Source organism: Rhodococcus sp. NPDC054953, assembly GCF_053609225.1.
Genome location: NZ_JBSGXD010000002.1, coordinates 14033 through 36491 on the forward strand (window position 1 = coordinate 14033; position 22459 = coordinate 36491).

General features: G+C 71.4%; 23 protein-coding genes. 19 read left to right on the forward strand and 4 right to left on the reverse strand.

The window, feature by feature from the left end:
* The first annotated feature begins 117 nt into the window (after positions 1-117).
* Genes dacB through ACWF62_RS01680 form a run of 5 tightly spaced genes read left to right on the forward strand, consistent with a single transcriptional unit; the run spans position 118 to position 5500 of the window.
* A complete protein-coding gene (gene dacB, locus ACWF62_RS01660) occupies positions 118-1497 on the forward strand; it encodes a D-alanyl-D-alanine carboxypeptidase/D-alanyl-D-alanine endopeptidase (protein WP_378507549.1) in 1380 nt (459 codons plus the stop codon).
* Positions 1494-2537, forward strand: coding sequence for a zinc-dependent metalloprotease (locus ACWF62_RS01665; RefSeq protein ID WP_378507491.1), 1044 nt, complete (start codon positions 1494-1496; stop codon positions 2535-2537). Before dacB ends, ACWF62_RS01665 begins: the two co-directional genes overlap by 4 nt.
* Positions 2534-3541 (forward strand): tRNA lysidine(34) synthetase TilS, encoded by a 1008-nt coding sequence (tilS, locus tag ACWF62_RS01670; RefSeq protein WP_378507490.1) that lies wholly within the window; start codon positions 2534-2536, stop codon positions 3539-3541. Before ACWF62_RS01665 ends, tilS begins: the two co-directional genes overlap by 4 nt.
* 17 nt (positions 3542-3558) lie before the next feature.
* Positions 3559-4113, forward strand: a complete 555-nt coding sequence (hpt, locus tag ACWF62_RS01675) for a hypoxanthine phosphoribosyltransferase (protein WP_378507489.1) — start codon at positions 3559-3561, stop codon at positions 4111-4113.
* A gap of 52 nt (positions 4114-4165) precedes the next feature.
* On the forward strand, positions 4166-5500 hold the full coding sequence (locus ACWF62_RS01680) for an amidase (RefSeq protein WP_452629290.1): 1335 nt from the start codon (positions 4166-4168) through the stop codon (positions 5498-5500).
* A gap of 28 nt (positions 5501-5528) precedes the next feature.
* Here the strand turns inward: ACWF62_RS01680 and ACWF62_RS01685 are convergent, their stop codons facing one another.
* Positions 5529-6668 carry an epoxide hydrolase family protein gene (locus ACWF62_RS01685; RefSeq protein ID WP_452629291.1) on the reverse strand — a complete coding sequence of 380 codons (1140 nt, stop codon included), beginning with the start codon at positions 6666-6668 and terminating at the stop codon, positions 5529-5531.
* Between the two features lie 63 nt (positions 6669-6731).
* Here ACWF62_RS01685 and ACWF62_RS01690 point away from each other — a divergent pair, with 63 nt between their 5' ends.
* A complete protein-coding gene (locus ACWF62_RS01690) occupies positions 6732-7700 on the forward strand; it encodes a helix-turn-helix transcriptional regulator (RefSeq protein ID WP_378507548.1) in 969 nt (322 codons plus the stop codon).
* Positions 7701-7714: 14 nt separating this feature from the next.
* Here ACWF62_RS01690 and ACWF62_RS01695 read toward each other — a convergent pair whose 3' ends face one another.
* The 3 genes from ACWF62_RS01695 to ACWF62_RS01705 all read right to left on the reverse strand — a co-directional run bounded on the left by ACWF62_RS01695 (position 7715) and on the right by ACWF62_RS01705 (position 11503).
* Positions 7715-9718 carry a serine/threonine-protein kinase gene (locus ACWF62_RS01695; protein ID WP_378507486.1) on the reverse strand — a complete coding sequence of 668 codons (2004 nt, stop codon included), beginning with the start codon at positions 9716-9718 and terminating at the stop codon, positions 7715-7717.
* 88 nt (positions 9719-9806) lie between these two features.
* Positions 9807-10883: a tellurite resistance/C4-dicarboxylate transporter family protein gene (locus ACWF62_RS01700; protein WP_378507485.1), complete on the reverse strand. Its 1077-nt coding sequence runs from the start codon at positions 10881-10883 to the stop codon at positions 9807-9809.
* Positions 10871-11503 (reverse strand): maleylpyruvate isomerase family mycothiol-dependent enzyme, encoded by a 633-nt coding sequence (locus ACWF62_RS01705; protein ID WP_378507484.1) that lies wholly within the window; start codon positions 11501-11503, stop codon positions 10871-10873. The genes ACWF62_RS01700 and ACWF62_RS01705 overlap by 13 nt, the downstream gene beginning before the upstream one ends.
* A 242-nt stretch (positions 11504-11745) precedes the next feature.
* On the opposite strand from ACWF62_RS01705, the gene ftsH reads away from it, so the two are divergent.
* The 13 genes from ftsH (at position 11746) to ACWF62_RS01770 (ending at position 22303) form a co-directional block, all read left to right on the forward strand.
* Positions 11746-14094, forward strand: a complete 2349-nt coding sequence (ftsH, locus tag ACWF62_RS01710; RefSeq protein WP_378507483.1) for an ATP-dependent zinc metalloprotease FtsH — start codon at positions 11746-11748, stop codon at positions 14092-14094.
* 78 nt (positions 14095-14172) lie between these two features.
* On the forward strand, positions 14173-14814 hold the full coding sequence (folE, locus tag ACWF62_RS01715; RefSeq protein WP_378507482.1) for a GTP cyclohydrolase I FolE: 642 nt from the start codon (positions 14173-14175) through the stop codon (positions 14812-14814).
* A gap of 2 nt (positions 14815-14816) precedes the next feature.
* Entirely contained in the window at positions 14817-15662 is an 846-nt protein-coding gene (folP, locus tag ACWF62_RS01720) for a dihydropteroate synthase (protein ID WP_378507547.1), read from the forward strand.
* Entirely contained in the window at positions 15655-16029 is a 375-nt protein-coding gene (gene folB / locus ACWF62_RS01725; RefSeq protein ID WP_378507481.1) for a dihydroneopterin aldolase, read from the forward strand. Before folP ends, folB begins: the two co-directional genes overlap by 8 nt.
* Positions 16026-16532 (forward strand): 2-amino-4-hydroxy-6-hydroxymethyldihydropteridine diphosphokinase, encoded by a 507-nt coding sequence (folK, locus tag ACWF62_RS01730; protein WP_378507480.1) that lies wholly within the window; start codon positions 16026-16028, stop codon positions 16530-16532. The genes folB and folK overlap by 4 nt, the downstream gene beginning before the upstream one ends.
* The gene (locus tag ACWF62_RS01735) at positions 16532-16999 is read left to right on the forward strand and encodes a DUF3180 domain-containing protein (RefSeq protein ID WP_378507479.1); all 468 of its coding nucleotides are present in this window, start codon (positions 16532-16534) and stop codon (positions 16997-16999) included. Before folK ends, ACWF62_RS01735 begins: the two co-directional genes overlap by 1 nt.
* Before the next feature lie 69 nt (positions 17000-17068).
* Positions 17069-17923 carry a DUF6779 domain-containing protein gene (locus ACWF62_RS01740; protein ID WP_452629292.1) on the forward strand — a complete coding sequence of 285 codons (855 nt, stop codon included), beginning with the start codon at positions 17069-17071 and terminating at the stop codon, positions 17921-17923.
* Between the two features lie 109 nt (positions 17924-18032).
* On the forward strand, positions 18033-18974 hold the full coding sequence (locus tag ACWF62_RS01745) for a Rossmann-like and DUF2520 domain-containing protein (RefSeq protein ID WP_378507477.1): 942 nt from the start codon (positions 18033-18035) through the stop codon (positions 18972-18974).
* Positions 18971-19888 carry a pantoate--beta-alanine ligase gene (panC, locus tag ACWF62_RS01750; protein ID WP_378507476.1) on the forward strand — a complete coding sequence of 306 codons (918 nt, stop codon included), beginning with the start codon at positions 18971-18973 and terminating at the stop codon, positions 19886-19888. Before ACWF62_RS01745 ends, panC begins: the two co-directional genes overlap by 4 nt.
* Positions 19889-19906: 18 nt before the next feature.
* On the forward strand, positions 19907-20347 hold the full coding sequence (gene panD, locus ACWF62_RS01755; protein WP_378507475.1) for an aspartate 1-decarboxylase: 441 nt from the start codon (positions 19907-19909) through the stop codon (positions 20345-20347).
* A gap of 2 nt (positions 20348-20349) precedes the next feature.
* The gene (locus ACWF62_RS01760; RefSeq protein ID WP_452629293.1) at positions 20350-21165 is read left to right on the forward strand and encodes a type III pantothenate kinase; all 816 of its coding nucleotides are present in this window, start codon (positions 20350-20352) and stop codon (positions 21163-21165) included.
* 167 nt (positions 21166-21332) lie between these two features.
* The gene (locus ACWF62_RS01765; protein WP_378570396.1) at positions 21333-21884 is read left to right on the forward strand and encodes a cysteine dioxygenase; all 552 of its coding nucleotides are present in this window, start codon (positions 21333-21335) and stop codon (positions 21882-21884) included.
* The gene (locus ACWF62_RS01770) at positions 21881-22303 is read left to right on the forward strand and encodes a rhodanese-like domain-containing protein (protein WP_452629294.1); all 423 of its coding nucleotides are present in this window, start codon (positions 21881-21883) and stop codon (positions 22301-22303) included. Before ACWF62_RS01765 ends, ACWF62_RS01770 begins: the two co-directional genes overlap by 4 nt.
* Positions 22304-22459: the final 156 nt, after the last annotated feature.

Genomic DNA, 22459 nt, shown 5'->3' on the forward strand with positions numbered 1-22459 from the left:
TTGTCTTCAGGTGGATGGTGCGATCGACAGGGTAGCCCGTCGGGAATAATGGCGGAGAACTAACGTGGAGCGACCATCGGAGGGACGTTGGCGAAGGCAGGCGCGTCAGACCGCACGATCGGGTCGCTGGCCGCGCAACGGCGCAAGCGGGTCCGGCTGCTGCTCGGGGCGGTCGCCGTCGCGATCGCAGGCGCCGTTGCCGCGGTGCTGGTGGTGCAGCCGACCGACCTGGGCTTCGGTGCCGACGTCACCCCGACGACGGTCGCGGCACCGCCCCCGGTGGTCGCGACACCACAGGTCGCGCCCGTTCCGGCGGACGCCCCGGCACCGAACCCGGCCGCGTTGGCGGCGGCCCTCGGACCCGCACTGGCGAACCCGGGGCTCGGCTCGTTCACCGGCGTCGTCTCCGACGCGACCACCGGCGCCGTGCTGTGGAGCCAGGGCGCCGACACGCCGATGATCCCGGCCTCGACGACGAAGGTGCTCACCGCGGCGGCGGCGCTGCTGGCGTTGCCCCCCGAACATCGGGTCGCGACCCGCGTCGTGCGGGGCATCGAGCCGGGCCAGATCGTGCTTGTCGGCGGTGGTGACGTGACGCTGACCGCTCAGCCGCCCGGTCAGCCCGGCTTCTTCCCCGGCGCGCCGCGGCTCGACGACCTGATCGCGCAGGTCCGCGGGACCGGCACGGCCGTGCAGTCGGTTGTCGTGGACACCGGTGCCTACGCGGGACCGCCGATGGCGCGGGGCTGGATGCCCGGCGACGTCGCCGCCGGCTACATCGCCCCGATCGAACCGGTGATGTTCGACGGCGGACGGCTGCGGCCGCTCGAGGACGAGTCGCCGCGCAGCGCAACCCCGGCGCTCGACGCGGGCCGTGCCCTTGCCGCCGCGTTCGGGGTTGCCCCCGACCGGGTCACGCTCGGCGCGGCACCCTCCGGTGCCGCGCCGTTGGCGTCGGTCGAATCCGCGCCGCTCCGGGTTCGGCTCGGGCAGATGATGCGGTTCTCCGACAACGTGCTCGCCGAGGCGATCGGCAGGGAGATCGCGGCGCGGGTCGGCACGGAACCGTCCTTCGCGGGCGCAACGACGGCGATCACCGACACCCTGTCCGCCGCCGGATTCGACATCGGTGGCGTGCTGCTGCACGACGCCAGCGGGCTGTCGGTGGACGGGCGCATCCCGGCGCGGCTCCTCGACCGGATCCTGGCCGCGGCGACCGGTGACGCCACGCCCGCGCTCCGCCCGATGCTCGACTACCTCCCGGTCGCCGGCGCGACCGGGACCCTGTCCGCGCGGTATGGCAGCGGCGGCGCCGCGGGCTGGGTGCGGGCGAAGACCGGCACCCTGTCCGAGGCCAGCGCCCTCGCCGGGTACGTCACCGACGTCGGAAACCGGGTCCTCACCTTCGCGTTGATGTCCAACGACCGCGCACCGGACGCGAGTAGGCCCGCCCTCGACGCGATCGCCTCGACCCTGCGGTCCTGTGGGTGCACGTGACCGGCGAACGCGGGCTCGCTGGCGCGGTCGACTGGGAGTGGGCCGCCCGCGCCGGTGTCCTGCTGACCCGGCCGGGGCCGAGCACCAGCCGCGCCGACGCGGAAGCGGTGGTCGCGGACCTGTCCGCCGCCGCGGTCCGGGCCGAGGGCCCGGTGCGGGAGGTCACCGGGCTCGCCGACGGGTTGCCGGTCCCGCAGGCGCGGATCGTCGACCGGGCCGGATGGATCACCGCCGCCGCCGCGTCGATGGCCCACCTGACCGGTGACGACACCGCCGAAACCGGCCTGCTCCGCGGACGCCCCGCAGGCGTGCAGGCGGGCGCGGTGCTGGCCTTCCTTTCGTCGGCGATCCTCGGCCAGTACGACCCGTTCACCGGGGACCACGGCACCCTGCTGCTCGTCGCGCCGAACGTCGTCGGCGTCGAACGGACCCTGCAGGTGCCGCCCGGCGACTTCCGGCTCTGGGTGTGCCTGCACGAGGTGACGCACCGCGTGCAGTTCTCGTCGGCGCCGTGGATCGCGGAGTACATGCGCGAGACCGTCGCGACCCTCGGTGCCGTCGGCGACGATTCGCTCACCGACCTGATCGGCAGGCTCACCACCGCGGTCCGGGACCGGCAGGCGGGCCGGGAGCAGGCCCCCGAGGACCGCGGCGTCGTCGGCCTGCTCCGCGCGACACAGGCCGAACCGCAGCGTGCCGCCCTGGACCGGCTGTTGATGCTCGGCACCCTCCTCGAGGGGCACGCCGACCACGTGATGGATGCCGTCGGCCCTGCGGTGGTTCCGTCGGTCGCGCGGATCCGGCGCGCCTTCGACCAGCGGCGCGCCCGCCGGACCAACCCCGTGCAGCGGTTGCTGCGCGCACTGCTCGGCATCGACGCGAAGATGGCCCAGTACGTGCGGGGCAAGGCGTTCGTCGATGCCGTCGTCGCCGAGGTCGGGATGAGCGCGTTCAACACGATTTGGACCGGACCCGACACCCTCCCGAGCACCGCGGAGGTGGACGACCCGGCGAAGTGGATCGCCCGGGTGCTCGCGTGACGAACAGCCCTCCGCCGGTGGGCCCCGGGCTGCTCGAGGTCCGGCACGCGGTCCGCCGGTGGCTGCGCGCGCATCCCGCCGTCGACGGAGTCGCGGTCGCGCTGTCCGGCGGTGCCGACTCGCTGGCCCTCACCGCGGCCGCCGCCGTCGAGGCGGGACCCGTGCACGCCCTGGTCGTCGACCACCGGTTGCAGGCCGGGTCGGGGGCGGTCGCGCGGCGCGCCGCGGACCGGGCGCTGGCGCTGGGATGCGTCACCGCCAGGGTGCTTCCGGTCGACGTGACCGGGCCGGGTGGCGTCGAGGCGGCAGCCCGCAGGGCCCGGTACGCCGCCCTCGACGGGGCGCGGGACGGCAGACCGGTGCTGCTCGGCCACACCCTCGACGACCAGGCCGAGACGGTGCTCCTCGGATTGGCCCGCGGATCCGGTCCGCGATCGATCGCGGGCATGCGCGACTGGGACGCGCCGTGGGGGCGGCCGCTGCTGCCGGTGCGCCGGGCCGTCACCGACCGTGCCTGCGCCGAGCTCGGGGTGCCGCCGCACCGCGACCCGCACAACGCCGATCCCGCGTTCACCAGGGTCCGGCTGCGGACCGAGGCGCTGCCCCTGCTCGAACAGATCCTCGGCGGCGGCGTCGCGTCGGCCCTTGCCCGGACCGCGGAACAGCTCCGGGAGGACGGCGAGGTCCTCGACGCGGCCGCGTCCGGGCTGCGGCGCGCCGCGACCCTGCCCTCGGACGCCGCGGGTGACGAACTCGACACCGAGATCCTCGCCCCGGCGCACCCGGCGATCCGCAGGCGGGCGCTGCGGGAATGGCTGCAGCTCAGGGGGGCCACCGGCCTCACCGCGACCCAGCTGCGTGCGGCCGACGACCTCGTCGGCCGCTGGCGAGGGCAGGGTGGGGTTGCGCTCGGCGGCGGCGGACGGGATGTCAGGTTGGTGCTGTCCCGGCGGCATGGCAGGCTGTCGGTCGGGTTCGTCACGCGCGAGCCGGCAGGTCGATGAACGAAGGGGCACCCGCCGTGTACGAAGGCGACATCGCATCGGTTCTGATCTCCGAAGAGGAGATCCGCGACAAGACGGCCGAGCTGGCCGCCGCGATCGCCGAGAAGTTCCCGGACGGCGCGCCCGAGGGGGATCTGCTGCTGGTCGGCGTCCTCAAGGGCGCGATCTTCTTCATGACGGACCTGGCGCGGGCGCTGCCGATCCCGACGCAGATGGAGTTCATGGCCGTCAGCTCGTACGGCTCGTCCACCTCGTCGTCCGGAGTGGTGCGGATCCTCAAGGACCTCGACAAGGACATCGCGGGCAGGAACGTGCTGATCGTCGAGGACATCATCGACTCCGGGCTGACGCTGTCCTGGCTGATGCGCAACCTGTCGACCCGCAACCCGGCCTCGCTGACCGTGGTGACGCTGCTGCGCAAGCCCGAGGCAACCAAGATCGACGTGGATGTCGAGTGGGTCGGTTTCGACATCCCCAACGAGTTCGTGGTCGGCTACGGACTCGACTATTCCGAGCGCTACCGGGACCTGCCGTACATCGGCACCCTCGACCCGAGCGTCTACGGCGGCTGAGCCGGTCACCGCGTCGATGGGCCGGGCACCGGTTCCCGCGCACAATGGACGGATGGACCCCGAGTTCACGGTCTCCTCGGTCGCCGCGCGGGTGCGCACCGGAACACTGACCCCGACCGCCGCCGTCGACGCCGCGCTGACCCGGATCGCCAGGCGGGACCCGCGGCTCGGTGCATTCGTCACGGTTCGCGCCGACGAGGCGCGGGCCGAGGCCGCGGCCGTCGCCGCCCGGCCCGACCTGACGTCCCTGCCGCTGGCCGGGGTGCCGATCGCGGTCAAGGACAACGTGCCGGTCGCAGGCCACCGGCTCGGGAACGGTTCGGTCGCCGGACCGGCGACCCCCGCGGACTCCGATCATCCGGTGGTGGCCCGACTGCGGGCGGCAGGTGCGGTCGTCGTCGGGTTGACCGCCGTCCCGGAACTGTGCGTGTGGGGTGCCACCGACACCCCGGCCGCGATCACCCGCAATCCGTGGAATCCGGGTGTCACCGCTGGCGGCTCGTCGGGCGGATCCGCGGTCGCGGTCGCGTCCGGCATGGTGCCCGGCGCGCACGGCGCCGACGGCATGGGTTCGATCCGCATTCCGGCGGCGGCCTGCGGGGTGTTCGGCATCAAACCGGGCCGCGGCGTTGTGCCCGCCGATCTCGGCGTCGACTCGTGGTTCGGCATGTCGGAGAACGGCCCGATGGCGACGACCGTCGCGGACGCGGCGCTGCTGCTGTCGGTGATGGCGGGCCGCCCCGATCTCGCCGAGGTCGGTGATCCCGGCGCGCTGCGGATCGCGGTGTCGGTGCGATCCCCGCTCCCGGCGGTGCGCGTCGACCCGCACTGCCGGGCGGCGGCGGAACGGGCGGCGGCCGTGCTCGGCGGGTCCGGGCACCGGGTCGCGACGGCGCCGCTGCCGTACCCGCTGAACCCGCTGCCGCTGCTCGCCAGGTGGACCGCGGGCACCGCCGCCGACGCGGCCGGACTGGACGCGTCGCTGCTGCAGGCCCGCACCCGCGGGCACGTCGCGGCGGGCCGCGCGCTGGCCACGTTCGTGAAGCCGGGACAGGTCGAACGGCTGGACCGGGCGCTGCGCGGGTACTTCACCGGGCATGACGTGGTGATCACGCCGACCCTGGCGTCCGCGCCGATCGCGGCGGACCGGTGGAGCGACCGATCGTGGCTCGCGAACCTCGTCGCCAACATCCGCTTCGCGCCGTTCCCGTCGTTGTGGAACCTGGCCGGGTGGCCCGCCGCGAGCGTGCCGGCGGGCATCCACCCCGCGACCGGAACGCCGCTCGGCGTGCAGATCGCCGCCCCGCCCGGCGGCGAGGGCCGGATCCTGGCGGTCGCGGCGCAGCTGGAACGGCTGCTGCCCTGGCAGCGGGTCGCGCCGGTGTGACAGTGTCGCGCCGGTGTGACGGTAGCGGTCAGGGAAGGCCGCGGAAGAAGGCACGGAGGTCGTCGGCGAGCAGCTCCGGCTCCTCCATTGCCGGGAAGTGGCCGCCCGCGGTGAACTCGCTCCAGTGGTCGACCGCCTGCCACGGGTCCAGCGCGCGGCGCATCAGCGGGTGGGTGTCGAACACGGCCCACCCGGACGGCACGTCGGCGGCCATGATCCAGTCGAGTCCGGAGTGCTCGCCCTCGTAGTAGAACTGCGCGCTCGACGCGCCGCTGCGGGTGAACCAGTACAGGCTGATGTTCGTGAGGAGCTGGTCGCGGTCGACCGACTCGTCCGGCGTCCGATTGGCACCGGACCTGGTCTTGAACTTCTCGGCGATCCACGCGAGCTGACCGACCGGCGAGTCGGTGAGCGCCGCGCCAATCGTGTCGGGACGATGGTTCTGCATCTCGAGATACCCGCGCTCGGCCGCGACCTCCGTGCGCATCGCCTCGATCTGGGCGATCTCCTCCTCGGACAGCCCGTCAGGGGAGGGGAACTTGTCGCCGACGAACGCGAGCAACCGGGATTCGGCGCCGATGTGCGTGCCGATCACCCGTTCGGGGAACAGCGCTGCGAGGCGGCCGACGATGCCCGACCCGATGTCGGTGCCGTGGGCGGCGAATCGCTCGTAGCCCAGACGCGTCATGATCTCGGCATAGGCGTCCGTCGTCTGCCCCAGCTCCCAGCCGGTCCCGGACAGCGGGGTGGAGAACCCGAAGCCGGGCAGCGACGGGATGACCACGTGGAACTCGTCGGTCAGCAGTGGGATGAGTCGCTGGTACTCGACGAACGAGCCGGGCCAACCGTGGCTCAGCAACAGCGGTGTGGCCGCCGGGTTCGCCGATCGGGCGTGCACGACGTGGAAGGTCTGGCCCTCGACGACCGTCGTCACCTGTTCGTACTCGTTGAGCTTCGTCTCCTGCACCCGCCAGTCGAACCCGTCACGCCAATAGTCGGCGAGCTCCTCCAGGTATGCCAGCGGGATGCCCCGGCTGAAGTCGGTGCGATCGTTTCGGCCCGGCATCGGGGCTGGCCAGCGCGTGTGCGTCAGCCGGTTGCGCAGGTCGTCGACGTCGGCCTGGGGGATGTCGATGCGGAAGGGGGTGAGCGCGTTGTTCTCGTTCATGACGCCCAGGCTGTCCGATAATGCGGCAGGATTGCTTCCGCAATTGCTGGAATGATCGAGAACATGTTGGCGACCTCGGCCCGACTTCTCGAACTGCTGTCGTTGCTCCAGCTCAAGCGGGACTGGACGAGCTCCGAGCTCGCGGGCCGGCTCGAGGTGAGCACCAGGACGGTGCGCGCCGACATCGGCAAGCTGCGGTCACTCGGCTATCCCGTGTCCGCGCGTCCCGGCGTCGCGGGCGGATACCGGCTGGCCGCCGGGACGGCGATGCCCCCACTGCTGCTCGACGACGACGAGGCGGTCGCCGTCGCGGTCGGGCTGCGTGCGGTCGCGACCCAGCGACTCGGGGTCGCGGAGACCTCCCTCACCGCGCTGGCGAAGTTGGAGCAGGTGCTGCCCTCGCGCCTGCGTCGGCGCGTCGAGGCGGTGCGCGAGGCGACGAGTGTCGTTCCGGGAACGCAGCCGTCGCTCGATCTCGCGGCGCTCGGCGCGACGGCCGCCGCGATCCGTGGCCACGAACGCCTCCGATTCGGATACACCAAGCCCGGCGGCAGGGAGGAGGCCCGCCACACCGAACCGCAACGGCTGGTGAGCTGGGGACCACTCTGGTACCTGCTCGCGTGGGACCTCGACCGCGACGGCTGGCGGGTCTTCCGGGTCGACCGCATGGTTCCGCACGCACCGACCGGTGCGCGGTTCCGGCCGCGCGTGATCCCGGAGGACAGCGTCGTCGGATACGTCGTCGGGCGGGTCAGCAGGGCGTCCTGGAGGTATCGCGCGCGCGTCCTCGTGCATGCTCCCGCCGCGACGGTTGCCGCGAGGATCACCTTCCCCGTTCCGGTCGACATCGAGGTGGTCGACGAGTCCACCTGCCGCGTCGAGTTGGGCGCCGACGACCCGGACCGGCTTGCGCTGTGGTTGACGCAGCTCGACGCCGACATCGAGGTGATCGACGGAGACGCGCTTGCGGCGGCGTTCCACCGCCTCGCGACGAGGTTCCGCCGCGCGGCGGGCGGCGCACCCACGACCTGACCGCCGGCGCGGCCCTAGGACACGTCTTCCCTCCGATGCTCCTGCGCGACGACCCGTTCCAGCGCGCGCAGATCCGTCTCCAGCTGCCGGAACAGCCAGTACGCGCAGATGAACGCGATGATCGCCCCGACGGACAGCACCCGGACGGCGCCGATGACCTGGCCGATCTGGTCCGGGTCAAGGAAGGTCACGCCGGCGACCGCGACCAGCGGCACCGACGCCGCGACCGCGAGATAGCGGGTGCTGCGCCGGTCCAGGCCGCGGAGATTGCGATCGTCGTCGCTGCTGGTGATCCCCAGCGGCAGCAGCACCGGATACAGGTAGCGGACGGCGTAGAACGCGACGAAGAAGAACGGGTAGGCGACCGCGATCGCACCGCACACCAGCAGTGACCCGAGGAAATGCACGTACGCGCGGGCCGGAATGCCACCCGCGACCACCTGCAGCGCGATCGGGTAGGCGAGTCCGGCGATCGCCCACAACCCGAACACGACGACCGCGATCCGGTCACCGAGCAGGAGGGTGTCGGTGCGCGCGCGGGCCAGGGTCGCGGTGTCGTATCCGCGGCCCTTCCGCAGCCCACGCGGAACGGTCAAGGGGTACCGGCACAGGAACAGCAGCACGATCGCGCCGGTCGGGAACGCGATCGCGTTGATGACGAACTGGATCTGCTCGAAGTGCCGCTGCGCGAGCGGAGCAAGGGTGTCGATGATCAGCGTCTTGTTGTGGTGATAGTTGTAGGCACCCGCCAGCGCGTTCGGGATCACCCCGGCGGCGATCAGGATGGGCACCGCCCACCGCTGCAGCGCCCGGCGGTGCCTGCTCGGCGGCGGGTCGACGAGGTCGCGGGCGTGCGGGTCCAGGCACAGCCTGCACTGGCGGGCCAGCTCGATCCCGCTCGGCCAGCGCCGGTCCGGGTCGGGGTCCAGGCAGGTGAGCAGGATGCGCCGCAGCGTGGCCGGGCAGTCCGGAGGAAGGGCAGCCCCGGCATCGGGCCCGACACCGGCCTCGCGGGCCGAGATCATCCGGTCGAGCGCATCCGGGGCGGCCGAGTCGACGTCGGGGAACGGCCGGTGCCCGGTGAGCAGTTCCCACAGCACGACACCGAGCCCGTAGATGTCGCTGCGGGTGTCGAGGTCGGCGGCGGCGGCGGGCCGGGCCGGGTCGCAGGCCCGCAGCTGCTCGGGGGACATGTAGGCGAGCGACCCCCCGAAGTAGGCGACCGGGCTGGTGCCCGTGAGCCGATCGCTGAAGCTGATGTTGAAGTCGGCGAGTTTCGGGACTCCCTCGGCGGTCAGCAGCACGTTCGCCGGTTTGACGTCGCGGTGCAGAATGCCGTGCCTGCCGGCATGGTCGAGTGCCTCGGCGAGCCTGCGCCCGATCCACGCGACGGTGTCCGGCCACGACAACGCCGCGATCTCGTTCCGGACACTGGAGTCGGTGGGCCGGAGCTCGCCCTTCGCGTCGAGGGTCGCGTCGATCGCGTCGAGCAGCAGTGCGCCGGACCGCCGCGTTTCCGGGGTCTCGCGGACCCGCCGCAACACCCCGAGCAGCGTGCCCCCGGGCACGTACTGCATGTACAGCAGCTTCATCCCCAGGTCGGGGACGAGCCGCTGGTCGAAGACCCGGACGATGTAGTCGTGGTCGAGTTGCGCGAGGGTCTGCGGTTCGGTGCCGTGGTCGCGGGAGATCTTCACCGCGACCAGCCGCTGCAGGGACCGCTGCCTGGCAAGGAATACCCGCGCGAACGCGCCGCGTCCGAGCGCGACGAGCAGGTCGAAGTCGTCGATGCGGTCGCCGACGTCGAGGTCGTCGATGGTGCGCCGGTCGCCAGCCGGCGCGGTCACGGTCTGCGCGTCGCCGGGGTGCGCGGGGTCCCGGGCGGTGCCGGTCAGCAGGTCCTCGAGGTCGGCGGACCGATCGAACATCTCCCGGGAGTACTCGTTCGCGCACTCGGTGTCCGGCGCGTCCGTCGATGCGGTCGCGTCGGGTGCGGGTCGGTGCTGGCGTTTGGTCATGGCGGCTGCCCCGTCGCCGCGGATCAGTGCGGTGGGTTGCGGCGAGGCTGCCTTCCAGGATATCCCCGGGGACGGGACGCACTTCCGGTCATGGTTCCCGGGTTCGGGCGGGCCCGCCGAGGATCACGGTCACGACGACGGCCCGCACCATGCCGAGCGCAACGAGCACCCACGCGGCGAGCGCGACCCAGAACCAGTGCGTGCCGACCGCCTCGACGAAGGGCAGGTGGTTGGCGCGGCCCAGGTACATTCCGGCGACCGAGTACATGCCGAGCGGGAAGACCACACTCCACAGGGTCGGCTCGTAGCGGAGCGGGATCCGGTGGAGGGCGTGCCGCCACACCCCGGCCGCGACGAGGACCGGGATCAACCAGGTGGCGAACGACCAGAACATCACCGACAGCCCGGCCGTGACCCCGCGGGTCACCGCGACCATCGGGGTGTCCGCCATCTCGACGACGCGGGCGCCCGCGACAACGGTGATCGCGACGGCGCCCATCGCGACCCAGTACGGCGGGTCCAGGTCCTCCGGTCGCAGCGGGTACAGCATGGCGCGCAGCGCGACGAACACCGCGCAGGCCGCGTACAGCACGACCCCGAGCGACCACGCCCCGATGGCGAGGATCGACAGGTAGTCGCGATGCGCGGGCAGCGCCTGTTCGAGACCGGCCGCGACCACCGAGATCGACTGGCTGGCGACCACCCAGATGAACCAGGTCCCGTTCGCGGTGTCGAGCATCGGGCGGTGCCGGTTGCTCAGGACCGCCGTCCACGGGACCACGTAGCCGAGCAGGATCCACACCAGCACCGACACGGTCAGCAGGGTGGTCGCGAGACCGATGTGCCCGGTCCCGACCAGCGCCGCGCCGAGGACGTTGGTCGCGGCGATGAACGTGAAGAAGCCGAACGCCCGGGACGGGTCGTGGAAGTCGTCGGACATCCGGTGCCGGAACCCGACGAACCGCCAGATGTTCAACACGAGTAGGACGGCGTAGAACACGACCGCAATCCAGAAGAGCACCGCGGCCAGTTCGGTGAACCCTCGCAGTTGCGCGCCGATGCACACGATGCCGGTCGCCATGACACCGGCGAAGTAGCCGGGGGTCAGCTCGGCGACGCGGCGCAGCCGCCCACCCGCGGGCGGTGGCGTGGTCAGAACGGCCACGGCGGCAGGACCGGCAGCCCCGGCCGCGTCGGCCTGCCGATCAGCCAGGCAAGCAGCTCCGGTCGCGGAAGGTCCGGTGCCGCGAGGTCCGCTGCGACCGCAGCGAGTTCCGGCAGCTGGGTCGCGAGCGTCGACTCGACGAACTCGGCGGGCCAGTCGGCGTAGCCGTACCCGACGTCGAGGTCGAGGTGATGGATCTCCAGCTCCCGCCACCGGAACACTGGGAGGTCGCGGGCGGTGATCGGCTTGCGCCACCGTACCGGGGTGTCGTGCCGGTCGGGGCTGAGCGATCGGAGGTCGGCGGCGAGCCTGCGGCCCGCGAAGCGGAGGTCGGCGGCGAGCAGGTCGACCGGCCGGTCCGCGCCCTCCTCGATCGCGGCCGCGCGCGCGTCCGGGCCGCCGGGATACATCTCGCGGGGGGTGCCGTCCGCGACCCCGAGCGTGAACCGGCGCAGCCCGTCGGCGTTGCGGGCCAGGTGCGTCACCACGTGCCCGCGGGTCCAGCCAGGCAGCGCGGATGCCCCCCGCGCATCCTGCTCCGTCAGGGCGGACACGGCCCGCTCGAGACGTTCCTGGGATCGGTCGAGCTGGTCGAGGACCTCCGGATGGGACAGCATCATGCTCGCCGACAGTAGCGGCCGCGGAGGACAACAGTGGGGACATCGGAACCATCGCGTCGGACCGCGCGTTGGACAGGTGGAGACGTGCGCCGACCCGCGCGTGCTGACGGAGATCACCGGTGCCGTTCGCGGTAATCTTTTGTTGTCCGGTGAGCAGCCGGAACGCCGGCGCACCGAGCTCGACCCGAGCTGGAAGGCTCGGCCGGAACTGGAAAGGACTGGCCCGAAGCGGCTGAACCTGTATGAATCGCAAGACAGTGTTTCGCAACCTGGCGATCGTCGCCGGCATCCTGCTGATCATCTATGCGTTCAGCTACTTCGGCAACGACACTCGCGGGTACACGAGTGTCGACACCTCGGTGGCGATCGCGCAGTTGGACGCAAAGAACGTCACCGACGCGCAGATCGACGACCGGGAACAGCAGATCCGCCTGACCCTCAAGCAGGGCAACGAGGACACGGACAACGCGACGCAGATCATCGCGAAGTACCCGAGCGCCGCGGCCGAACAGATCTTCACCGAGGTCCAGCAGGCCGGTCTCGAGAAGTACAACACGAAGATCACCCAGCAGGGCTGGTTGTCGCAGATCCTGCTGTTCGTTCTTCCGATGGTGATCCTGCTCGGCCTCTTCATCTTCGTGATGGGCCGGATGCAGGGCGGCGGCCGCGGCGGCGTGATGGGCTTCGGGAAGTCGAAGGCCAAGCAGCTGTCGAAGGACATGCCGAAGAACACGTTCGCCGACGTGGCGGGCGCCGACGAGGCCGTCGAAGAGCTGTACGAGATCAAGGACTTCCTGCAGAACCCGGCCCGTTACCAGGCGCTCGGTGCGAAGATCCCGAAGGGCGTCCTGCTGTACGGCCCGCCCGGCACCGGCAAGACGCTGCTGGCCCGCGCGGTCGCCGGTGAGGCCGGGGTTCCGTTCTTCACGATCTCCGGCTCGGACTTCGTCGAAATGTTCGTCGGTGTCGGCGCCTCCCGGGTCCGCGACCTGTTCGAGCAGGCCAAGCAGAACAGCCCCTGCATCATCTTCGTCGATGAGATCGACGCCGTCGGCCGACAGCGTGGCGCGGGCCTTGGCGGCGGGCACGACGAGCGCGAGCAGACCCTCAACCAGTTGCTCGTCGAGATGGACGGCTTCGGGGACCGCACCGGCATCATCCTGATCGCGGCGACGAACCGCCCCGACATCCTCGACCCCGCGCTGCTGCGGCCGGGACGCTTCGACCGCCAGATCCCGGTCAGCAACCCGGACCTGGCGGGCAGGCGGGCGATCCTGCGGGTGCACTCGCAGGGCAAGCCGCTCGACCAGCATGCCGACCTGGAGGGCCTGGCGAAGCGCACCGTCGGCATGTCCGGCGCCGACTTGGCCAACGTCATCAATGAGGCGGCGCTGCTGACCGCCCGTGAGAACGGCGCGGTGATCACCGAGGCCGCTCTTGAGGAGTCGGTGGACCGGGTCATCGGCGGTCCGCGGCGCAAGAGCCGGATCATCAGCGAGCACGAGAAGAAGATCACCGCGTACCACGAGGGCGGTCACACCCTCGCCGCGTGGGCGATGCCGGACATCGAGCCGATCTACAAGGTGACGATCCTGGCCCGCGGCCGTACCGGCGGGCACGCGATGACCGTCCCCGAGGACGACAAGGGTCTGATGACCCGCTCGGAAATGATCGCCCGCCTGGTGATGGCGATGGGCGGCCGTGCCGCCGAGGAACTGGTGTTCCACGAGCCGACGACCGGCGCGTCCTCCGACATCGACCAGGCCACCAAGATCGCGCGCGCGATGGTCACCGAGTACGGCATGAGCGCGAAGCTCGGCGCCGTCCGCTACGGGCAGGAGGGCGGCGATCCGTTCCTCGGCCGCTCGATGGGGCAGCAGTCGGATTACTCGCACGAGGTGGCGCGGGAGATCGACGAGGAGGTGCGCAACCTGATCGAGGCCGCGCACACCGAGGCGTGGTCGATCCTCAACGAGTACCGCGACACCCTCGACGTGCTGGCCGCGGAGCTGCTCGAGCACGAGACGCTGACCCGCAAGGACCTGGAGAAGATCTTCACCGGCGTCGAGAAGCGTCCCCGGATCACCGCGTTCAACGACTTCGGCGACCGGATCCCGTCCGAGAAGCCGCCGATCAAGACCCCGCGTGAGCTGGCGATCGAGCGTGGGGAACCGTTCCCGGAGGAGCCGGTCCGCACCCCGACGTTCGCGAACCGGGACGCGGCTCCGTCGGCGGTGCCGCCGCAGCCGGGTGTGCCGCAGGCCGGCGCGCCGCAGCCGCCGCAGAACGGCTACCAGGTTCCGCCGGGCGGCTACCCGGCGTACCCGCCGCAGCAGCAGCCCCCGCAGGGGTCGATGCCGGACTACGGTGCGCCCGCCGGATGGTCCGCGCCGGGCTGGCCCCCGCGCGGCGAGGCCCAGCACACCAGGCCGGTCGGGAACCCGTACCCGGAGCCGGTGGAGAACCCGTACGCCGGGTATCCGCAGTGGAATCCGCCGCCGCAGCCGCCCCAGGCGCCGCACCAGGGCGCCCCGGCCGAGGAGCAGGATCCCTCCACGCAGCGGTGGGACGGACCGAACGGGCAGCAGTAGATCGCTGCGCACTAGTGTTTGCACCGCCCGTCGCGGACGGGCGGGGACGCGGTTGGAACGAAGTGGAGGTGCGATCAGGTGTCGGTTCGTCAACTCGGCGGCGCGGAAACGAATGAGGCGGACGAGGTGCTGCGGTCGGTCGGGTCCGGTCGTGCCTTCGACCAGGCGCGGGCCGAGGCCGCCGTGCGGGAGCTGCTGATCGCCGTCGGCGAGGACCCGGACCGGCCCGGGCTGCTGGACACGCCCGCCCGGGTGGCGCGGGCGTACCGCGAGGTGTTCGCTGGCCTCTACACCGAGCCCGACGAGGTGCTCAACACCACCTTCGACGAGGGTCATCAGGAGCTGGTCCTAGTCCGGGACATCCCGATGTACTCCACCTGCGAGCACCACCTGGTCTCGTTCCACGGTGTCGCGCACGTCGGCTACATTCCCGGCTCGACGGGCCGCGTGACCGGCTTGTCGAAACTGGCGCGGGTGGTCGACCTGTACGCCAAGCGTCCGCAGGTGCAGGAGCGGCTGACCAGTCAGATCGCCGACGCGCTGGTGCGCAAGCTGGATCCGCGTGGCGTGATCGTCGTGGTCGAGGCCGAACATCTGTGCATGGCGATGCGCGGCATCCGTAAGCCGGGCGCGAGCACCACAACGTCGGCGGTCCGGGGGATCTTCCAGTCCAGCGCCGCCTCGCGCGCCGAGGCGCTGGATCTCATCGTCCGCAGGTGACCATGCTCCCGACACCGGGTCGCTGCGCCGTGATGGGGGTGCTCAACGTCACGAGCGACTCGTTCTCCGACGGCGGCCGCTACCTCGACCGCGATGCCGCGGTCGCGCACGGTCTGGAACTGCGCAGGCTGGGTGTGGACATCATCGATGTCGGCGGTGAGTCGACCCGGCCGGGAGCGCAGCGCGTCGACCCCGAGGTCGAGGCACGGCGGGTCGCGCCGGTCATCGCCGACCTCGCCGCTGAGGGCATTCCGGTCAGCGTCGACACGATGCGGGCGTCGGTGGCGGAAGCGGCGATCGAGGCGGGCGTGAGCGTCGTCAACGACGTGTCCGGGGGTCGGGCCGACCCGGCGATGGCATCGGTACTCGCCGATGCCGGGTTGCCGTGGATCCTGATGCACTGGCGGTCCGCGGGCGAGTACGTCCACGCTGGCGGGGTGTTGCACTACGGGGATGTGGTCACCGAGGTGTGCGACGAACTGATGGGGTCGGTGGACTCCGCGGTCCGGGCGGGCGTCGATCCGTCCCGCCTGATCCTCGATCCGGGACTGGGGTTCGCCAAGACGGCCGAACACAACTGGGCGCTGCTCGGTGCGCTCCCACGACTGACCGGGCTCGGCTTCCCGGTCCTGATCGGCGCGTCCCGGAAGCGGTTCCTCGGCACCCTCCTCGCGGACCAGGGCGGCGACCGGGTGCCCGACGGGCGGGAGGTCGCGACGGCGGTGGTGTCGGCGTTCGCGGCCCGCGGCGGGGCATGGGGTGTGCGGGTGCACGACGTCAGGGCGTCTCGGGACGCGATCGCGGTTGCGCAGGCCTGGCCTGCGGCGGAGGAGGTCGACGGTGTCTGACCGGATCGAGTTGCGGGGCCTGCAGGTCCGCGGCAATCACGGCGTGTTCGACCACGAGAAGCGGGACGGTCAGGACTTCTTCGTCGACGTGACCCTGTGGCTGGACTTGGCGCCGGCCGCCGCGTCGGACGACCTCGCCGACACCTACGACTACGGCACGCTCGCGCAGACCGCCGCCGACATCGTCGCCGGGCCGCCGCGGGACCTGATCGAGACGGTCGCGGCGGAGATCGCCGACGCGGTGCTGCTGGACGCGCGGGTGAACGCGGTCGAGGTGACCCTGCACAAGCCGTCGGCGCCGATCCCGTTGACGTTCGCGGACGTGGCGGTGGTGGCCCGGCGATCCCGCAAGGGCCTGCGCGGATGAGTCGGGCGGTGCTGTCGATCGGGTCGAACCTCGGCGACCCGGTCGCGAATCTGCGGTCGGTGGTCGATGCGCTGGGGGATCGGCTGGTCGCGGCGTCCGGGGTGTACGCGACGGCGCCGTGGGGTGGGGTGGAGCAGCAGGACTTCCTCAACGCCACCCTGATCGTCGACGATCCGGACCTGAGCTGCCGTGGCTGGCTAAAGTTCGGCCAGCATCTCGAGCAGCAGGCGGACCGGGTCCGGGACGTCCGCTGGGGGCCGCGAAGTCTGGATGTGGACGTGGTGGACTGCGCGGGCACGGTCAGCGCCGACCCCGAACTGACGTTGCCGCACCCCCGGGCGCACCTGCGCGCCTTCGTGTTGCTGCCGTGGCTCGAGATCGACCCCGACGCGTCGTTGACGGTCGACGGCACCCCGGTGCCTGCGCGGGATCTGCTTGCCGCGCTCGATCCCGAGGAGATCGCCGGGGTTCGGCGAACGGACGCGAGGCTGGTGCGGTCGTGATGAACCCGACGCGAGTCCGCGACCTGGTCGGGTTGGCGCTGTTCGCGACGATCGCGACCTGGCTGTTGGTGCGCGCGTTCTACGGTTCGCTGCCGCCGATCTCGGTGTTTGCGGGAGCATCGCTCTACCCGGTGGCGTTGATTGAGGTTGTGCTCGCGTTCGTGATTCGGGCCCGCATCGAGGATCATCGGATCGGGCCCGACCGGCATCAGCTGCACCCGATCACCGCGGCGCGTGCGGTGGCGCTCGCGAAGGCATCGGCACTGGTGGGTGCCGCGAGCGCGGGCGTGTGGTTCGGTCTGCTGCTGTACCTGCTGCCGAAGCGGGCCGAGGTCGATGCGGCAGCGCAGGACATGACCGGGACCCTGGTCGGTGTGCTCGCCGGCGTGGTCCTGGTCGCCGCCGCGATGTGGCTCGAGCATTGCTGCCGGACCCCGGACGAACCGCCGGACGAACCGGCGATGTAGGTCGATCGGGTCGGGAATCGCCGCGGGCGCACCCCGGCGCCGCCGCGGGCTGCCGCTATCCTGGGGCCCATGACAGCTTCTGGTCGCGCGGGTTCGATGCGGAGGGGCAAGCGCAGCGCGAGCCAGATGATCGCGGCCGGTCTCGTGGTGCTCGCGGTGGTCGCCAGCCTGTTCCTGATCTTCAGTGACAGCGTGCAGGTGCTGCGCATCGGCCTGATGGCCGCATTGTGGGCGGCCGTGATCGGCGCCATCGCGATGACCCGGTACCGCCGGGAGTCCGCGGCGGACAAGGCGAAGATCCGGGATCTGCAGACCGTGTACGAACTTCAACTCGAGCGGGAGATCGGTGCCCGCCGCGAGTATGAGGCAGGCGTCGAGGCGCGGGTGCGCAGCGAAGTCGCCGTTGACGCGTCCGAGATCGCCGCGCTGCGCGCCGAACTCGCCGCGCTGCGTGGGAGCCTCGAGGTGCTGTTCGAGGGCCGGATGCCCGCGGACCGGGTGGCGATCGAGGCGGAGCGGTCCACGATGGGCCAGTTGTCGGCGGGTGCCGCCGCGGTACGCCCGCCGGTCCCGTTCGCGCCGAACCCCGCATACGTCGAGCCGGGCGCCGGGCCGACCTTCGCCTCGCCGTTCGACGAACCCGTGACGGCCGAGGTGTCGGTTGTCGCCGAGGACGCGGCCAGCGCCGTTACGCCTCCCGCCGACGTCCCTCCCGCGGACGCTCCTCCCGCGGACGCATCTCCCGCCGACGACGCGCTGAGTTCGCGTCGCGCACGGCGTCGCGCGGCGGAGGACAGCGGCACCGACGACGAGTCCGCCGGTGCCCATTCCAACGGGCTCTCGGTCGCCGAGATCATGGCGAACATGCAGGCCGCAACCGCGGATCCGGATGCGGCAAGGACCGGCCGCCGCAGGCGCGGGTGAGCCGTAGATCACTTTTCCGACCGTGGCGGTCGGTCCCGCCCCCCGACTATCCTCGCTGTGAACGTCCGGTACCCGCGCTGCGGGACTGGAACGAACGAGAGGAACAACGGTGACCTCATTCGAGATCACTCCAGGTGGGTCCGTCGGCGACCCGGCGCCAGCCCGATTGACGGTGGGCATCGTCTCGGCGGGACGGGTCGGCACCGCCCTTGGCGCGGCCCTCGAACGAGTCGGCCATCCGGTCGTCGCCTGCGCCGCGGTGTCCGACGCCTCGGTGCGACGCGCACAGCAGCGACTGCCCGACACCGAGATCCTGCCCGCGACCGACGTGGCGGCCCGCTCCGAACTTCTGATCCTGGCCGTCCCCGACGACGAACTCCCCGACCTGGTGCACGGCCTCGCGGCGACCGGATCGGTCCGGCCCGGCACCATCGTCGTGCACACCTCCGGCGCGAACGGGATCGGTGTGCTGGCGCCACTGGCCCGGGCAGGCGCATTGCCGCTGGCGATCCACCCGGCGATGACGTTCACCGGGCACGACGAGGACGTTGCCCGGCTGGCGTCCAGTTGCTTCGGGATCACCGCGGCCGACGAGATCGGCTACGCGATCGCGCAGTCCCTGGTTCTGGAGATCGGCGGCGAGCCGGTTCGGGTGCGCGAGGAGGTTCGGCCGCTCTACCACGCTGCCCTCGCGCACGGCAGCAACCATCTCGTCACGCTGGTGTCGGACGCGGTCGCGGCGCTGCGGGTGGCCTTGTCCGGTGACGAGTTCTTCGGCCAGCAGGCCGTCGACGGCGAGCCGAACGGGGTGGCCGAACGGGTGCTCGCGCCGCTGCTGTCGGCCGCGCTCGACAACGCCCTGCGGCGCGGGCCCGCCGCGCTGACCGGACCGGTGGCGCGGGGTGACCGTGCGGCCGTCGCCACCCACCTGCGCGTGCTCGCGGAGGTGGATCCCCAACTCGCCGGGGGCTACCGGGCGATGTCGCTGCGGTCGGCGCAGATCGCCGGGGCGGACCCGGCGTTGATCGAGATTCTGGAGGACCGATCGTGAACGGCTACACACGCGGTGAACTGACCGTGCACCGCGAACCCGCCGAGCTGACGAAGGTCACCCGCGCACTGCGCGGTGTCGGTAGGCAGGTCGCGCTCGTCCCGACCATGGGCGCCCTGCACGCGGGCCACCTGGAACTGGTGCGGCAGGCGAAGCTGCGCGGTGCGGTCGTTGTGGTTTCGATCTTCGTCAATCCGCTGCAGTTTGCGGCGGGGGAGGACCTCGACGCCTATCCGCGGACCCTCGACGCGGACCTGGAGCTGCTCCGCGGTGAGGGGGTGGAGCTGGTGTTCGCCCCGACCGCCGCAGCGATGTACCCGAACGGTCAGCGCACCACGATTCATCCGGGGCCGCTCGGGGAGGAACTCGAAGGCGCCAGCAGGCCAACTCATTTCGCCGGGATGTTGACGGTGGTGGCGAAGCTGCTGCAGATCGTGGCGCCGAACACCGCCTACTTCGGCGAGAAGGACTACCAGCAGCTGACGCTGATCCGGCAGATGGTTCGAGACCTGAACGTCGACGTCGAGATTCGCGGAGTCCCCACGGTCCGCGAGCAGGACGGGCTGGCGCTCTCCTCGCGCAACCGCTACCTGGACGAGGAGCAGCGTGCCGCGTCCGCAACGATTTCCGCGGCCCTCGTCGCAGGCGCCCACGCCGCGGCGGGCGGTGCGGACGCGATCGTCGCCACCGCCCGGGAGGTGCTCGCGACGGCGCCCGACATCGTCGTCGACTATCTCGAGGTGCGCGGTGTCGACCTCGGTCCGGCCCCCGAACGGGGTGACGGGCGCCTGCTGGTCGCGGCCAGGGTGGGAGCCACCCGGCTGATCGACAACGTCGGTGTCGCCGTCGGCACCGGATTCCTCGAACGGGACGTCGATACCCGTACCACCGGCGACGACCAGTTCGCTCGTTAGACCATTAAGGGGCAGTTCATGTTTCGCACGATGATGAAGTCGAAGATCCACCGCGCCACCGTCACGCACGCCGACCTGCACTATGTCGGCTCGGTGACCGTCGACCAGGACCTCATGGACGCCGCCGACCTGCTCGAGGGGGAGCAGGTGTGCATTGTCGACATCGACAACGGCGCCCGCCTTGAGACCTACGTCATCGCGGGAGAGCGCGGGAGCGGCGTCATCGGAATCAACGGTGCGGCAGCACATCTCGTAAATCCGGGTGACCTAGTCATCCTGATCGCCTACGGCGTGATGAACGAGCAGGAATGCCGGGATTACGACCCGCGGGTGGTGTTCGTCGACGCCGACAACCGGCAGGTCGAGCTGGGCTCGGACCCGGCGCACGCACCCGAGGGATCGGGCCTGATCACCCCGCGCATGCTGAGCACCCTCGAGAACACCTCGGCGCTGGTGTAACCGTGCTGCTGGCCGTCGACGTCCGCAACACCACCGTCTCGCTCGGGCTGTTCGCCGGAAGCGGGGAACACGCACGGCTGGAGCAGGACTGGCGCATGCGCACCGATCCGCGGATGACGGCCGACGAGTTGGCGTTGATGCTGCGCGGACTGCTCGGGGCGAAAGTCGAGCAGGTCGTCGGAGTCTCGGCGCTGTCGACGGTGCCGTCGGTGCTGCGCGAGCTGCGGGTGATGCTGTCCCGATACTGGGGTCACGTCCCGCACGTTGTCGTGGAGCCGGGGGTCCGGACCGGGGTGCCGTTGCTGGTCGACAACCCCAAGGAGGTCGGGGCCGACCGGATCGTGAACAGTCTTGCCGCCCACCATCTCTACGGCGGCCCGTGCATCGTCGTCGATTTCGGTGTCGCGACCTGTGTTGATGTCGTGTCCGACAAGGGGGAGTTCCTCGGCGGCGCGATAGCGCCGGGCCTCGAGACGTCCACCGACGCGCTTGCCTCGCACTCGGCCGCGCTGCGTAAGTTCGAGCTGGTGCGACCCCGCGCGGTGGTCGGGAAGAGCAGCGTTGAGTGCATGCAGGCCGGCGCCGTGTTCGGGTTCGCCGGGCTGGTCGACGGACTGGTCCGCCGGGTGCGGGCCGAGCTGCCCACCTTCGCGGGCGACGACGTGACGGTGATCGCGACCGGGGACAGCGCACCCCTGGTGATGCCGGAATCCGAGACCATCGCCCATCTGGAGCGCGACCTCGCGCTTGAGGGCCTGCGGATCGTGTACGAGCGCAACCAGGCTCGACGGGCGGCGAAGCGTCCGCCCGTGGCGTGACGCGTCACCACGGACGGACCCTTTGCCGATCTCCGGTTCTGTGTCACACTGGTCGACGTGATTGCTCGCATGGCCACCCGGGAGTGTTGTCGAGGCTGACTGCCGCCTCGACTCGTTGAGGCACGTCATTTCGCCTCGGCCGATTTCACCCTCCCGGAGTCACATCCATGTCTGATCTGCATTCCCTGTCTTTCCCGTCCCCTCGGATCTCGGTGTCGCCGAGCCGCCTGAAGCCCGCCGACCTGCTGCGGATAACCGACCAGGGCGCAAGCGACGTCCTCGACGGGCGTTACGCCCCGCTGCTCCCCGAGCGCTGGTGGACCACCGAACGCTGGTCCGCCCGACTGCACGCCGACGACGATGTCGATCTTTGGCTGATCAGCTGGGTTCCCGGTGAGGCGACCGAGCTGCACGACCACGCCGGCTCGCTCGGGGCGCTCACCGTCCTCAGTGGAAGTCTCGCCGAATATCGGTGGGGTGGAAGCGAACTCAAGTACCGCACCCTCGATGCCGGGGACCAGGCCTCGTTTCCGCTCGGCTGGGTGCATGACGTCGCGCTGGCGCCGGAGGCCGACGCCGACCCGGGACCGCCGACATTGAGCGTGCACGCCTATTCGCCACCACTGACCGCGATGTCCTACTACGAGGTCACCGACCATGGCAGCCTGCGCCGCACCCGCACCGAGCTGACCGATTTCCCGGAAGGACTGTCGGCATGACCATCGACGAGATGCTCGACGACGCCCGCACTCACCTCGACCGCCTGACCGTGTTCGAACTGGCCGAGGCGCATCGGCGCGGCGCGATCGTCGTGGACATCCGGCCGCAGGCCCAGCGCGCACGCGAGGGGACGCTGCCCGGTGCGCTCGCCATCGAACGCAACGTGCTCGAGTGGCGGCTCGACCCGACCAGCAGCGCGCCCCTCGCCTTGGCCGTCGACCGCGACGTCGAATGGGTGATCGTCTGCTCAGAGGGCTACACCTCCTGCCTCGCCGCGGCGTCGCTGCGCAGGCTTGGCCTGCACCGAGCAACCGACCTGGTCGGCGGGTACCAGGCGATCAAGGCGGCCCGACTGCTCGGCGCGCTGATGGCCGAGCGGCACTGCACCCGGGAACTGGCGGCCGTATCGGCGCACTGACCCCCGGGTCGGCTCCGCCGCCGTGCGCCCGGGTCGGCTCCGCCGCCGTGCCCCCGGGTCGGCTCCGCCGCCGTGCGCCCGGGTCGGCTCCGCCGCCGTGGGGGGGGGGTTTTTTCCCCCCCCCACCACCCGCACCCACCCCCCACCCACCCTCCC

Coding starts and splice junctions, on each gene's coding strand:
- ACWF62_RS01680 (WP_452629290.1), top strand. CDS start 4,166: ATGGACCCCGAGTTCACGGTCTCCTCGGTCGCCGCGCGGGTGCGCACC.
- ACWF62_RS01685 (WP_452629291.1), bottom strand. CDS start 6,668: ATGAACGAGAACAACGCGCTCACCCCCTTCCGCATCGACATCCCCCAG.
- ACWF62_RS01690 (WP_378507548.1), top strand. CDS start 6,732: ATGTTGGCGACCTCGGCCCGACTTCTCGAACTGCTGTCGTTGCTCCAG.
- ACWF62_RS01695 (WP_378507486.1), bottom strand. CDS start 9,718: ATGACCAAACGCCAGCACCGACCCGCACCCGACGCGACCGCATCGACG.
- ACWF62_RS01705 (WP_378507484.1), bottom strand. CDS start 11,503: ATGATGCTGTCCCATCCGGAGGTCCTCGACCAGCTCGACCGATCCCAG.
- ftsH (WP_378507483.1), top strand. CDS start 11,746: ATGAATCGCAAGACAGTGTTTCGCAACCTGGCGATCGTCGCCGGCATC.
- folP (WP_378507547.1), top strand. CDS start 14,817: ATGCTCCCGACACCGGGTCGCTGCGCCGTGATGGGGGTGCTCAACGTC.
- folK (WP_378507480.1), top strand. CDS start 16,026: ATGAGTCGGGCGGTGCTGTCGATCGGGTCGAACCTCGGCGACCCGGTC.
- ACWF62_RS01735 (WP_378507479.1), top strand. CDS start 16,532: ATGAACCCGACGCGAGTCCGCGACCTGGTCGGGTTGGCGCTGTTCGCG.
- ACWF62_RS01740 (WP_452629292.1), top strand. CDS start 17,069: ATGACAGCTTCTGGTCGCGCGGGTTCGATGCGGAGGGGCAAGCGCAGC.
- panD (WP_378507475.1), top strand. CDS start 19,907: ATGTTTCGCACGATGATGAAGTCGAAGATCCACCGCGCCACCGTCACG.
- ACWF62_RS01765 (WP_378570396.1), top strand. CDS start 21,333: ATGTCTGATCTGCATTCCCTGTCTTTCCCGTCCCCTCGGATCTCGGTG.
- ACWF62_RS01770 (WP_452629294.1), top strand. CDS start 21,881: ATGACCATCGACGAGATGCTCGACGACGCCCGCACTCACCTCGACCGC.